Annotated in this window: 9 protein-coding genes; 6 read left to right on the top strand and 3 right to left on the bottom strand. The window is 71.9% G+C overall.

Translation table 11 applies throughout. From position 1 onward, the window contains the following. Nucleotides 1-30 precede the first annotated feature (30 nt). Both ABTY62_RS02995 and ABTY62_RS02990 read left to right on the top strand, forming a co-directional pair. Entirely contained in the window at nucleotides 31-2,622 is a 2,592-nt protein-coding gene (locus tag ABTY62_RS02995) for a hypothetical protein (RefSeq protein ID WP_352127581.1), read from the top strand. A gap of 15 nt (nucleotides 2,623-2,637) precedes the next feature. Then, nucleotides 2,638-3,747 carry a hypothetical protein gene (locus ABTY62_RS02990; RefSeq protein ID WP_352127580.1) on the top strand — a complete coding sequence of 370 codons (1,110 nt, stop codon included), beginning with the start codon at nucleotides 2,638-2,640 and terminating at the stop codon, nucleotides 3,745-3,747. Nucleotides 3,748-3,762: 15 nt separating this feature from the next. On the opposite strand, the gene ABTY62_RS02985 is transcribed toward ABTY62_RS02990, so the two are convergent. Next, nucleotides 3,763-6,552, bottom strand: coding sequence for a SpoIIE family protein phosphatase (locus tag ABTY62_RS02985; protein ID WP_352127579.1), 2,790 nt, complete (start codon nucleotides 6,550-6,552; stop codon nucleotides 3,763-3,765). Between the two features lie 249 nt (nucleotides 6,553-6,801). On the opposite strand from ABTY62_RS02985, the gene ABTY62_RS02980 reads away from it, so the two are divergent. From ABTY62_RS02980 to ABTY62_RS02970, 3 genes are all read left to right on the top strand, one after another. Further along, entirely contained in the window at nucleotides 6,802-8,517 is a 1,716-nt protein-coding gene (locus tag ABTY62_RS02980) for a PHP domain-containing protein (RefSeq protein WP_352127578.1), read from the top strand. After that, entirely contained in the window at nucleotides 8,514-9,137 is a 624-nt protein-coding gene (locus ABTY62_RS02975) for a hypothetical protein (protein ID WP_352127577.1), read from the top strand. The genes ABTY62_RS02980 and ABTY62_RS02975 overlap by 4 nt, the downstream gene beginning before the upstream one ends. Nucleotides 9,138-9,288: 151 nt before the next feature. Beyond that, entirely contained in the window at nucleotides 9,289-9,972 is a 684-nt protein-coding gene (locus ABTY62_RS02970) for a DUF899 family protein (protein ID WP_352127576.1), read from the top strand. A gap of 13 nt (nucleotides 9,973-9,985) precedes the next feature. On the opposite strand, the gene ABTY62_RS02965 is transcribed toward ABTY62_RS02970, so the two are convergent. Then, on the bottom strand, nucleotides 9,986-10,654 hold the full coding sequence (locus ABTY62_RS02965) for a TetR/AcrR family transcriptional regulator (RefSeq protein ID WP_352127575.1): 669 nt from the start codon (nucleotides 10,652-10,654) through the stop codon (nucleotides 9,986-9,988). A 201-nt stretch (nucleotides 10,655-10,855) separates the two neighbouring features. Here ABTY62_RS02965 and ABTY62_RS02960 point away from each other — a divergent pair, with 201 nt between their 5' ends. Further along, entirely contained in the window at nucleotides 10,856-12,370 is a 1,515-nt protein-coding gene (locus ABTY62_RS02960; RefSeq protein ID WP_352127573.1) for an MFS transporter, read from the top strand. Between the two features lie 162 nt (nucleotides 12,371-12,532). Here the strand turns inward: ABTY62_RS02960 and ABTY62_RS02955 are convergent, their stop codons facing one another. Further along, nucleotides 12,533-13,468 carry a LysR family transcriptional regulator gene (locus ABTY62_RS02955; RefSeq protein ID WP_352127572.1) on the bottom strand — a complete coding sequence of 312 codons (936 nt, stop codon included), beginning with the start codon at nucleotides 13,466-13,468 and terminating at the stop codon, nucleotides 12,533-12,535. Nucleotides 13,469-13,502: the final 34 nt, after the last annotated feature.

Below are 13,502 nucleotides of genomic sequence, written 5' to 3'. Positions count from 1 at the left end.
ACACCGGCGACATCATCGACGACAGCGCCGATGTTTCCGCCGGCGACCGCGCCCGTGCTCGACCAGTCGACCCGCGAGATCGAAAAAGCGACCTTCGTGCCCCTGGCCGTGGAGACCCCGTCCGTCGGACAGGCCCTGGCCAAGGCCGCGTTCGTACGCCGGCTCCAGCTGCGACCCGACGAGGCCGACGCGCTGGGAGACCAGCGCCCCGAGCTCATCGAGCCACTGCGGGACCTGCTCACCCCGCCCGCCCTCTCCCCCGCACCGCTCTCCGCCTTCGCCGCGGTCCCCATGCACACGCTCCGGGAACTCGGCGAGGCCGTGGTCGCCCTGCGCCGCCGGCGCGCGGAGGAGCCCCAGGCCACGCGGGGCACGGCGCTCCAGGCGCTACAGACCGCGGTGGTGGCGGCCAAGGGCCTCGAGGCCAACACCGCCGCACCCCGGATGGGCCTGATGAACCTGGAGCGGCTGGAGATGACACCGGCCGGGATCGAGCGGGGCGAGCTCGTCGCCACCATTCCCCTGGCCCCGCAGGAGGAGACCGCCGTCACCTACAAGGAGTGGTCGGTCCAGAAGAAGGAGTTCAGCTCGATCGTCACCGACTCGCTGGAAACCTTCAGCGAGACCGGGGTGACGGACAACACCGAACTGTCGCAGTCGACCGCCTCGCAGCAGCAGCACTCCAACCAGTTCAACATCACCGGGACCGTCTCCGGCGGCATCCCCGTCATCTCCGGCTCGGTCACCTCGGGATTCACCGGCCAGGACGCGGCCTCCCAGTCGGCCACCGACAGCCGGAAGCACGCGACCACCCTGACCCAGAAGGCGTCCACCCGCGCCCGGCAGGAGCACAAGGTCACCATCTCCACGACCACGGTCACCGGAACCTCGCAGACCACCACCAGGACGCTGCGGAACCCCAGCACGACCAACCCGATCCGCATCGACTACTTCAGCCTGATGCGCAAGTGGCGGGTCCGCCTCTACCGGTACGGGATGCGGCAGACGTATGACGTCGTGCTCCCGGAGCCCGCCGCCACGATGCGCCGCGCCTACGCGGAGCTCGAGGCGCTGAAGGCCCAACTCGGGCCGTTCGTCTTCAACATCCCGCACAACGACATCACCGCCGAGGTGCGCAAGGGCGACCCGGAGCCGCCGGAGACGGACCCGCCCACCCCCAAGTCGCCGCACTACCTGGTGCTCGCCGACCAGTACGACGCGCAGGTCCCGCCGCCGCCCCCGGACCTGCCCCCGCAGACGTACGCGGTGGAGACCGGGCCGCTGCCGCAGGGCCGTGGCGTCACCAGGATGCCCCTCAACATCCCCGCCGGGTACGAGATCGTGAGCATCACCATCAGCGGGCGGATGACGAGCTTCTCGGGCCATCTGGGCCAGTTCACCATCGAGGGCACGACCCTGCCCTTCGACCCCTTCCCGGAACGGGTCTTCGAGCCCGGCACCGTGCTGAAGCGGGACACCGACGGCGGCGACTTCATGGCCGGCGCCGGCGGAACGTCGGTGCTCGTCCTGGTCTTCGACCAGGTGTCCACCCAGTCCCTGCTGCTGACCGCGGAGGTGCGGCCGACCCGGGCCGCCATGCAGCGGTGGCAGTTCGATGTGTGGAACGCGCTCTACACGGCCGCGCAGACGAACTACTACGCGGAACAGCAGGACATCGCCGGCCGGATCGCGGCGCTCGAAGCCCGGCTCAACGACGTGGACACGCTCACGCTGCGCCGCGAGGAGAGCGACGAGATCATGAAGAGCGTGTTGCGGTATCTGCTCGGCGGCAGGTTTCCCAGCATGCCGAAGGACGTTCTCGACGCCTTCGTGGCGGCCAAGGTGGATGTGGCGCACGGCACGGGCTTCGAGGGGGACACCATCGGCCCGGACTCCACGCTGTGGACGACGGTCCGCCAGTACGAGGACGTCGTACGCTTCGTCAACCAGGCCATCGAGTGGGAGAACGTGGTGAGCTTCCTCTACTCGTACTTCTGGGACCTCCCGCAGAGCTGGCGTTTCATCCGCGAGATCGAGCACCCCGACGCCAACCGGCAGGCGTTTCTGCGGGCGGGCAGCGCGCGGGTGGTGCTCACCATCCGGCGCGGCTGGGAGACGCGGTGGGTGAACTTCGTCGAGAACGGTGTCATCGACGACCCGAACACCCCCGAGAACCCCTCGCAGTACTGGACCATCGCGCAGGAGATCGCCGCCTACGACGACCGCAACTACCCGGGGATCCCGCCCGCGAACCCGGGGCGGACCGCGACCAGGCTGGAGGACGCGGTCTTCACCACCTCGGCCGCCTCGGTGGGCCCGTCCACCCGGCCGGTCTCCATCCCCGTCGCCTCCAGCTCCGGGTTCGTGGTCGGTGCCCAGGTCGTCATCGGTGCGGTCCACGGTCTCGAACACAGCCAGGAGGCCCAGACGGTCACCAGGGTCCCCGACGGCACGCACATCGAGGTCGCCCGGCTCGACCAGGCGCATACCGGGTCCCCGACCGCGCCGTTCCCGGTCATGCAGCCCGGGGAGAAGGGTGAGCTGATCGCCGAGTGGGCCGAATACACGCCGACTTCGGGCACGGACATCGCGGTCACCAGCAACCTCTCGGCCATCTCCTGAAGGGCGTCGCCGCGCATGGCCTCCCGGCTCGACACTCAGCAGGTCACGATCTGCCCCGGCGAGGGCAACTTCACCCGGAGCGCGGGGCGCGTACGCGGCACCGCGACGGGTGAGCAGAACACCATGGAGTGGCAGTGGGCCCAGGGGGCCATGTTCGGCTACTTCTACCCCGACTTCAAACTCCGCTATCCCGAAGCCTCGTTCGTGCTGGCCGAGAACGAGTACACGCGTCTGCTCACCCATATGACGGGACCGGACCGGTTGCTGAACCGGCTGTTCCGGGAGTTCCGCAGGGACCACAAGGCCGGCGGGCAGCTGCGTCCGGACATCCTCGGGTTCTGCGCGAGACCACCGCAGGCCGGTCCGATCGTGCTGGAGCTGCTGGAGGTCTCCACGGCGGATCAGGCGGTGGCCACGCTCACGGACGACATCGGCTACAAGCTGAACAAGTTCGAGCAGATCATCCGCGGGCTGGACCCCGACATCAAGGAGGGCTTCAGCCTGACCTCGTACAGCGTCCAGGCCGGTCCCTCGAAGTGGCGGCCGACGCCCATGTACCAGCGCATCGTCCCCCTGCCGCCGTACACCGACGAGCAGGGCAACAAGTACATCGAGTGGATCTGCTTCCAGCCGACGTTCAACCGCAACTGGCCCTACGGGATCGACGGGCTGCTGCTGTACGAGATCCACCGCATGCCCTACGGCTCGGAGCTGCCGGTGGTGCGCAGACTGATCGACGAGGAGAAACGCCGCCGGCAGGCCGCCCGCACTCCGTACGGGGTGACCCTGACCCCGTGGCTGAACGAGGAGTACCTCAACCGGATGCCCCGTGACCGGGACGCGCTCCGGATGGCCGCCGCGCTCATGGGCGTCGGGCTGCTGGCGCTGCTCGCCGTCGAGCTGCTGCCGGTGGTCGCCGGCTTGGAACTGGGCGCGGCGGCGCTCGGGACGGGCCTGGCCGAAGCCGGGGCGGGCGCGGGGGCGGGGGTGGCGGCCGAGGCCGGGGAGGTGGGCGCCGCCGCGCTCGCCGCCCGCGCCGCCGCCCTGCCCACGGCGCTGGAGACCGCGGCCAGATGGCTGTCGGCCCTCGGCCGCCACCTGGTGCTCAGCCCGAAACCGGCGTAGCGCTCACCGGTCGGCTCACCAGTCCGCCACATCCCACTGGCCGAGCAGGCTGTCGCCCGTGGCGTCGTCTCCCGCCGGGGTGTCGTGCAGGGCCTGCTCGGCCCAGATGACCTTGCCGCGCGTGGTGTAGCGGGTGCCCCAGCGCTGGGCGAACTGGGAGACCAGGAACAGCCCCCGGCCGCCTTCGTCGGTGGTTCTGGCCCGCCGCAGATGGGGGGCGGTGCTGCTGCCGTCGGAAACCTCGCAGATCAGAGTGCGGCCGTGCAGCAGCCGCAGCCGTACGGGCGGGACGCCGTACCGGATGGCATTGGTGATCAGTTCGCTGATGATCAGCTCGGCGTTGAAAGCGGCCTTTTCCAGGCCCCAGGCCTCGATGTGCCGGCCGCATTCGGCCCGCAGCGGCGCCACCGCCGCCGGGTCGAAGGGCACCTCCCACTCGGCCACGTGCTTGGGGTCGAGCAGCTGGGTGCGGGCGACGAGCAGGGCGACGTCGTCGGCCGGGCGGGGCGGCAGCACATGGTCCAGCAGGCTGCGGCATGTCTCCTCGGGGCTGCGGTCCGGGGCTGTGGCCAGCGCGTGGCGCAGCGTGCGCAGGCTGGTGTCCCGGTCCTGGTCGTCGTGGGCGAGAAGTCCGTGGGTGTGCAGGATCAGGCTGGTCGCGTCGGGCAGGGAGAGCTCGGCGGTCTCGACGGGTTCCCGGCCCTTGCCGAGGGGCGGGCCCAGCGGCACCTCGGGGATGTCCACGGTGCCGTCGGGGCCGAGGAGGGCGGGGGCGGGGTGGCCCGCGCGGGCCACGGTGCAGCGGCCCGCCACCGGGTCGTAGATGGCGTACAGACAGGTGGAGCCGGCGATGCTCGGGGAGTCGGCGCTGGGCCCGCGTTCGAGGTCGACCCGGGTGACCAGCTCGTCCAGGAGGGAGAGGACCTCGTCGGGGGGCAGGTCCAGGGCCGAGAAGTTCTGGACCGCGGTGCGCAGCCGGCCCATGGTGGCCGTGGCGTGGAGGCCCTGTCCGACCGCCGAGCCGACGACGAGCGCGACCCGGGCGCCCGGGAGCGGGATCACATCGAACCAGCCGCCGCCCCCGCCCGCCTGCGCGGGCAGATAGCGGGAGGCCACCTCCACGGCGTCCTGCTCGGGCAGGTCGTAGGGCAGCAGATTGCGCCGCAGCGTGACGACCATGGTGTGTTCGCGGGTGAAGCGGCGGGCATTGTCGACGCACACCGCGGTCCGCGCGGCCAGCTCCCCGGCGATCGCCACATCGTCGTCCTCGAACAGCTCGCTGCGCCGTGTCCGCCAGAAGTTGGCCAGGCCCAGGGTGACACCGCGGTAGCGCAGGGGCACCGTGATCAGGGAGCGCATGCCGTGGTCGAGGAGGCGCAGGGCCTCGGGGCCGTACCCCGCGGGCCACGCGGAGGTGTCGCTCAGGTCGGTCCGGAGCACCGCCTGCCCGGTCCGAAGGGCCTGGAGCTGCGGGGCGGACGGGGGGTAGGTGGCCTGCTCGCCCTGGCGGAAGAGGGGGTGTCCCTCGGGGACCCCGCCGACCGCGGTGCGGCGCAGTACCTCGGCCTCGTGCGGTGGCGACGGCTCCTCGCCGCGCTCCACCGGATCCAGCAGTTCCACGGTGACGACGTCGGCGAAGCGGGGGACGGCCACTTCCGCCAGCGCCTCCGCGGTCCCGGTCAGCTCCAGGGTGGAGCCGATCCGTACGCCGGCGTCGTAGAGCAGCTCGAGCCGCTCGCGCGCCACCTCGGCGCGGCCGGCGACCACGCGGAGTTCGGTGGTGTCCCGCAGTGTCGCCACCGTCCCGGTGGGGGTGCCGGCGTCGCCGGTGGACCGGATGTTGACCGCCAGCAGCCGGGTCCCGCTCGGGTGGACCTCGTCGCTGACGGTCCGCCCCGAGGCCAGCAGCTTTTCCAGATGTGGCTCGAGGCCCAGTTCGGAGACGTGGCGCCGCTCGATGTCCGGGGCCAGCTGGAGAAGGCGCCGGGCCTCGTCGTTGACCAGCAGGAGCAGGCCGTCCCCGTCGAGGATCAGCACGCCCTCGCGGACCGCGTGCAGCACCGCGTCGTGGTGCTCGTACATGCGGGTCATCTCCGCGGGCGCCAAGCCGTGGGTCTGGCGCCGCACCCGCCTGCTCACCAGGGTGGTGCCGCCCGCGGCCACGACGAGCGTCCCGCCGGCGGCGCCGAGCAGGACCGGCAGCCGCTGGTCCACCTCGCTGTTCACACTCTTGATCTTGACGCCGACCGACACCCCGCCCAGGAACTTCCCGCCCGGCCCGGTGACGGGAAACGCGGAGATCACGGAGCGGCCCTGGCTCGCGTGGAAGGTCTCGGTGATCGGTTGGCCCGCCAGCTCCTTCCGGATCTGCGCGGCGGGCCCGACGATCCGCTTGCCGATCAGTTCCGGCTGGGGGTGGGTGAGGCGGATCCCCCGGGTGTTGAACACCACGACGCTGTCGACACCGGAGGTCTTTCTGGCCGCCTCGGCGCGCGGCTGAAGCACCGCGGTGGGATTGCCCCTGGTCATGGCCTCGGCCACGCCAGGGGACTGGGCGAACGCGGCGGCGACGGCACGGGCACGGTGGCGGGCGTCCGCCGTGACCTGGGTCCGGGCGCTGAGCACCATCGCCACCACGGCTATCGCGACCAGCGCCACCACCAGCAAGAACTCCAGGACGAAGACCTGCCCGGCCACGCTCGACCCGCGCAGCAGCGAGGCCCGCCGTCTCGGGGACGACGTGTGCAGGGCTGGGGGCCCGCTCGGCCTGCGGCGACGCCAGGCTTTGCGAGCAGCTGCTGTCATGTCGGCCTTTATAACATTCATTCCTCTTTATCCGACAGTGCCATATCCACCCCGAAAACGGCCCCCGACCTGGCTCAGACGGCCGCCCGGCCCCGCCGGCGCCGGGAGCGGCCACCGGCACCGAGTGTGCGCTCGCCGCACATCAGCAGTTCCTCACCGCACCACCGGCCGGTCCTCCCCCGTTCACGCAGGCTTCGCAGAATCTGCCCCGTCCCAGCCTGTACGTCCCTGCGCCAGCGGGAGTTGAGCATGAGCCACGGTCACAGACACGACCACGGTCACCACCATCACCACCACACGAGCGGCGACGCGTCGTCCCTGCCGCCCGCCCTCGACATGTCCGTCCCGGACGAGGCACTGACCCCCAGCCAGCTGTCACGGCGCTCCATGCTGCGCCGTACCGGCCTGCTCGGGGCGGGCCTCGCGGCGGGCAGCGTCCTCGGCGGCGCGGGCCAGGCCGCCGCGGCCCCCGCGGCCGCGACATCCGCGTCGGCAGCCTCCGGGAGCGAGCGCTCCGGCGGATACCTGTGGCTGGCCGGCGACCACCACATCCACACCCAGTACAGCTCCGACGCCAAGTACCGGGTCATCGACCACGTACGCCAGGCGAACGCCCACGGCCTCGACTGGATGGTCATCACCGACCACGGCAGCGAGACGCACGCCAAGATCGGCGTGGAGAAGGTCAACCCGGACATCGTCGCCGCCCGCGACCAGATCGACGACACCCTCGTCTTCCAGGGCCTGGAGTGGAACATCCCGGCCGCCGAACACGGCACCGTCTTCGTCCACCCCGGCAAGAACGAGGTGGCGGTGTTGAAGGAGTTCGAGAACTCCTTCGACGGCTCGGTGAAGAAGGCGAGCTCAAACACCCCCGCCAACGAGGCGCTGGCCATCGCGGGCGTCAACTTCCTCGCCGAGCAGGTCCAGCGCCGCAGGGTGAAGGACATCCTGTTCCTGGCCAACCACCCCGCGCGCAAGGGCATCGACTCCCCGCACGAGATCCGCGCCTGGCGCGACGCCCAGCCGACCATCGCCGTCGGCATGGAGGGCGCCCCCGGCCACCAGGCCGCCGGTCTGCCCGCCCCGAACGGCCCCGGCGGGGCCCGCGGCATCTACGACAACAGCCCCGGCGCCGACTCCTTCGGCGGCTACCCGCTGGAGAGCTACCGCACCTGGGGCGGCTTCGACTGGATGACCGCCACCGTCGGCGGTCTGTGGGACAGCCTGCTCGCCGAGGGCAAGCCCTGGTGGATCACGGCCAACTCCGACTCCCACAACGTCTACGCCGACACCGCCGTGCGCGGCCCGAACAGCGACTTCAACGCCAACGGCCGCTACAACGACCCGGTCTACGGCGGCGGCCTCAACCTCACCGACACCGACTTCTGGCCGGGCCAGTACTCCCGTACCCACGTCGGCGCCGCCTCCTTCGCCTACAAGGCGGTCATGGACGGCATCCGCGCCGGACGTGTCTGGGTGGACCACGGCGGGCTCATCAGCGGCCTGAACGCCCAGCTGCGCTCCGGCAGCCGCGCGATCACCCTCGGCGATGTGCTGCATGTGCGCCGTGGCGCCCAGGTCGACCTGGTCATGGAGATCAGCCTGGCCAACGGGCCCAACTGGGCGCAGTTCGTGCCGAAGCTGGCCCGGGTGGACGTCATCCAGGGCGATGTCACCGGCCCGGTCTCCGACAAGGACACCTTCGCCACCCCGGACACCAAGGTCGTGAAGTCCTTCGAGGTGAACAAGTCCACCGGCTCGGTGCGCCTGACCTACTCCCTGGGCCGCGTGGACAAGCCGGTGTATGTGCGGCTGCGCGGCACCGACGGCAACCGCTCCGCCGTCGGCCTGCGCGGTACCGCCGTCGACCCGGCCGGACCGGCGATGGACGTGATCGGGGACGCCGATCCGTGGAAGGACCTGTGGTTCTACTCCAACCCCATGTGGGTCCTGCCCGCATGACCGCACCACACGACGTGCCCGGCGTCCACCTCCTCATCGGGGTGGACGCCGGGTCGGCGAACCTGCGCGGGGCCGACCATCTGATCCACGATCTGCTGGACCACCTCGGCCTCGCACCGGGCACGATCGCCTGCACCCATCTGATCCGCACCGAGGAGCGCCGCTCCACCGCCGTCTCGTTCGCCCTGCCCGACGCCGCCGCGGCCGAGGCCGTGTGGGAGCGCATCGCCGGAGGGGAGAGCCCGGACGTGGGCGCGGTCCTGCGGGAGCGCTCGTACGGCGCGGACCAGGCCGTCCGTACGGCCACGCTGGCCGCCGCGGAGCACGCCCACCGCAGCGGCGGGCGGGCCGTGGTCTACCCCGGAGTGGAACACCTCACCGGCACGGTCACCTTGGCCGACCTGCTCGCCCTGACCGCCATCGACCGGATCACCGTGGTCGGCGCACCGGCGGCGGACGGCCAGGGGCCCGACCCCGCCACGCCGGTGCTCACCCGCGACCACGTACGGCCCGAGTGGCGGGACGGGCGGCTCACCCTCGCCCTGGTCCCGGCCGCCGGCGGGGCGCTGGCGCCGTTCGAAGTCCCGAATCCCACGCCCTGCTGCGCCGACCACGCCTGACGGGGCTCCCTGCTGGAGCAAGCCCACCTCCCGGGCCGTTGCCCTCCCGACCTGCATTTTCCTCGCTTGGCACACTATTTATCGCTGTCTGCGTACCCCGGGAGCGCCATAGACTCGAATCCTTCGGGGGCTTCCCACCCAGGAGGATGCGATGCTGCGGCAGACCCGACTGCCCGATGAGTCCGCCGACTACCTCGCCGCCCGCGAAGAGCTCCGCCTCGCCGAGATCGAGCTCATGCGCCACCGCGAGGAGGTCGCGGCCCGGCGGCGGGCGCTTCCCGCGGGGCCGCCGGTCGACGACTACGTCTTCCTCGAGGGCCCCGCCGACCTGGACACGGGCGACGCCCCCGTCCGCGAGACCTCCCTGAGCGAGCTGTTCACCGCCCCGGACCGGCCGCTGATCGTCTACCACCTGATGTACGGAAAGCGGCAGACCGAGCCGTGTCCGATGTGCACCCTGTGGGTCGACGGTTTCAACGGCATCGCCCACCACATCGCCCGGAACGCCGACTTCGCCGTCGCCGCGGCCGCCGACCCGGCCACCCTGCGGGAGCACGCCCGCAGCCGCGGCTGGTCCCGGCTGCGCCTGCTGAGCTGCGGGGACAGCACCTTCAAGTACGACCTGGGCAGTGAGGACAAGGACGGCGAGCAGGACTCCACCATCTCCGTGTTCACCCGGGACGGCGACGGCACGATCCGCCACCGCTACTCCGCCCACCCGCGCATGGCCGAGGACATCGAGCAGCGGGGCATCGACCTCCTCGCCCCCGTCTGGCATCTTCTCGATCTGACCCCGGGCGGCCGGGACGACTGGTTCCCGCGGCTGGACTACTGAGCGGTGTCCCGCGTCACGCCGGCCGCGGGCGGGCCGGGTGACGGGAGACGGGGGCCTCCCACAGGGCGGCGATCGCGTCGGTCAGGTCGGTGGCGGTGTCGTCCCAGTTGAGGCGGGTGGCGGGGGCGCCCTCGGCCAGGGCCCGCTCCGTCTCGACGCACATCTGCACGATCAGATGGCGCGCCATCAGCATGCGCATGGTGATCACCTCGGGCGGCAGGTCCGGGAGGAACCGGTCGAGGAGGTCCCGCAGCTGTTGCGGTGACGAGGACATGAGGGAGTCCTCGACCACGATCTGGAACAGCGCCGGATCGGCCGACACCTGGGCGTTGAACCGGGCGAACCAGGTGGGGGTCCCCAGGGAGGCCAGGTGCTCGATGACGGGGCGCACCGAGGAGGCCGCCCAGTCCCGGACACAGGTGAACTCGCCGGACTCGGCCAGGATGCGGGCGCGGATCTCCGCGATGACCGCCGTGTGTCTGCGGGCGATCGCCCGGACCAGGTCGGTCTTCGTGCCGAAGTGGTAGCCGACGGCGCCGGTGTTGCCCTGGCCCGCGGCGATGCTGATCTGACGGTTGGAGACCGTGTGCACCCCGTACTCGGCGAACAGCCGCTCCGCGGCGTCGAGGATCGCCTCACGGGTCGCCTCGACCTGCTCCTCACGGACCCTTCTGCCGGCCATGTCCACCACCTCACCGGGACCGCGGCGTGCCCCGCGGCGGCCGGTCCCGACGCCCGCCGCAGGTCCTCCCCTGGGCGGCGAGGCAAGGCCGACAGCCTACTGACCGGCGCACCGTCTGCTACAGTCACTTTAACTCAGTCGAGTGATTTAAAATATCGAGTCCGGCAGTCCGCCGATCCCCGCCTCCGGAGGCCCTTCGCCATGCCCGACGCCCTCGCCCAGCCCGCCGGAAGCGGGCAGTCCACCGCGAGCGGGGAGTCCGCCCCGCCGAAACCGAATGTGGTCGTGGCGGTGCTGGCCTTCGCCGGCATCGTGGTCTCGCTGATGCAGACCGTCGTGATCCCGATCATCCCCAAGCTCCCGACGCTGCTGAACGCGACGGCCGCGGACGCCGCCTGGGCGATCACCGCCACCCTGCTCGCCGCCGCGGTCGCCACCCCGGTCGTCGGCCGGCTCGGCGACATGTACGGCAAGCGCCGCATGCTGCTGTTCAGCCTGGTGCTGCTGGTGTGCGGCTCGGTCCTGTGCGCGCTGTCCGACTCGCTGACGCCGATGATCGTCGGGCGGGTGCTCCAGGGCCTGGCCGCCGGTGTCATCCCGCTCGGCATCAGCATCATGCGCGACGAGCTGCCGGCCGAGCGGCTGGGCACCGCCACCGCCATGATGAGCGCCTCCCTCGGCATCGGCGGCGCGCTCGGTCTGCCCGCCGCCGCGCTCATCGCCGACAACTTCGACTGGCACGCGCTGTTCTGGACCTCGGCCGTGATCGGCGCCCTCGGCACCGCCCTCGTGTTCCTGCTCGTCCCGGAGTCCAAGGTCCGCACGGGCGGCCGGTTCGACGTGGTGGGCGCCGTCGGCATGGCCGTGGGCCTGGTGTGTCTGCTGCTGGCGATCTCCAAGGGCGCCGACTGGGGCTGGGGCAGCGGCACCACGCTCGGCCTGCTCATCACCGCCGTCGCCGTCCTGGCGGGCTGGGGCCGCTACGAGCTCCGGATCGCCGAACCCCTGGTCGACCTGCGCGCCACCGCGCGCCGCCAGGTCCTGGTGACCAACATCGCCTCGATGGCCTTCGGCTTCTCGATGTTCGCGATGTCCCTCGTCCTTCCGCAGCTCCTCCAGTTGCCTGAGGCGACCGGCTACGGTCTGGGCAAGTCGATGCTGGCCGTCGGTCTGGTCATGGCCCCGCAGGGCCTGGTGATGATGGCCTGCGCCCCGATCTCCGCGGCCCTGTCCGCGGCCAAGGGTCCGAAGATCACCCTCATGATCGGCGCCCTGATCGTCTCGGCCGGATACGCCCTGAACATCGTGATGATGTCCGAGGTCTGGCAGCTCGTCGTGGTCTCCTGCATCATCGGCGCCGGTGTCGGCTTCGCCTACGGCGCGATGCCCTCCCTCATCATGGGCGCCGTGGACCCGTCCGAGACGGCGGCCGCCAACAGCCTCAACACCCTGATGCGCTCGATCGGCACCTCCACCGCCAGTGCCGTCGCCGGCGTCATCCTGGCCCAGATGGTCACCGACTTCGGCGGCCACGCGCTGCCCTCGGAGAACGGCTTCAAGGTCGTCATGGCCGTCGGCGCCGGAGCCGCCCTCATCTCCTTCGCGGTCGCCTCGCTCATCCCCGGCCGGCGTCCGCTCACCGCCGCGCACCCGGCCCCGGACGACACCGCCGAGCCCGCCACGGCCTCGGACGCGGCCACCGCCCCACGGGCGTAGGCCGGACACGCTTCCGGGTCGCGCGTTGAGCGGCGCGCGCCCGGTCCGCACCACCCGTGGGGACGGGGACGGTGCGGGTGATCGGCCCGGCCGCGATCCGCACCCCCTTTGAGGATTCGCGGCCGGGTCTCGCCCGGCCCCGCGGCGGATACGCGGCGCCGGTCAACGGCCGGGGGCCGGGGCGCCGCCGCCGTTGCGGCGGGCGATGGCACACAGGTCCAGGGCCGGTCCGAGGAGCCTGCGTCCGCGGATGTGGACCATGCGCAGTCCGCGTCGGAGGTCCAGGCCCTGGACGGGCACGGCGACCACGGTGCGGTTGGCCAGGTCGGCGGCCACGGCCAGAGAGCTGAGCACGCCGGGGGCGACGCCCTCGGCCACGGCCGTCTTGATCGCTGTGGTGGAGGGCAGCTCCAGCAGCGGGGCCGCCAGCGGGGTGCGCGTCCTGGCGCCGACGGCGCGTTCGAGATAGCGGCGGGTGCCCGAGCCGCGCTCCCGGCTCACCAGCGGCGTGGCGGCCAGCTCCTCGGGGGTGATGCCCGAGCGGCGCCGGGCCCACGGGTGGCCGCGGGCCACGATCACGGTCAGTTCGTCCCGCGCGATCCGCTGACCGCTCAGGCCCCGGGGGATCTGCGGGCCCTCGACGAATCCCAGGTCGGCCCGGTCCTCGAGCACCGCCTGGGCCACGTCGTCGGAGTTCCCGGCGGTCAGCGCCACGGCAGCGTCCGAGGCCGTGGTCTGCAACGCCACCAGCCAGTGCGGCAGCAGATACTCGGCCACCGTCAGGCTGGCCGCCACCCGCAGCCGGCTGTGCGCGCCGTCCCGCAGCGAGAGCACACCGGCGTCCATAGCCGCGGCCGCCTCCACGGCCTCCCGGGCCCAGTCCGCCACCAGCGCGCCGTGCTCGGTCAGCCGCGAGCCGCGCGGCGAGCGGTCGAGCAGCCGCAGACCCAGCTTGCGCTCCAGGTGGCTCAGGCGTGAGCTCGCGGCCGGCTGGGTGATGTCATGCGCCCGGGCGGCCGCGCCGACACTTCCCAGCCGCGCCACCGACAGCAGCAGGTCGAAGGCGGTCAGGTCGCTGACGCGCGGCGAGAGAGGCATAAGGCCACTTTATGAGCTCATCCGGAATCAGTGC

Origin of the sequence: Streptomyces sp. NPDC097640, from assembly GCF_040302705.1 — a bacterium.
Taxonomy (GTDB): domain Bacteria; phylum Actinomycetota; class Actinomycetes; order Streptomycetales; family Streptomycetaceae; genus Streptomyces.
Note: the sequence above shows the minus strand (reverse complement) of the source record. Positions and strands in the feature narration are given on the sequence as shown.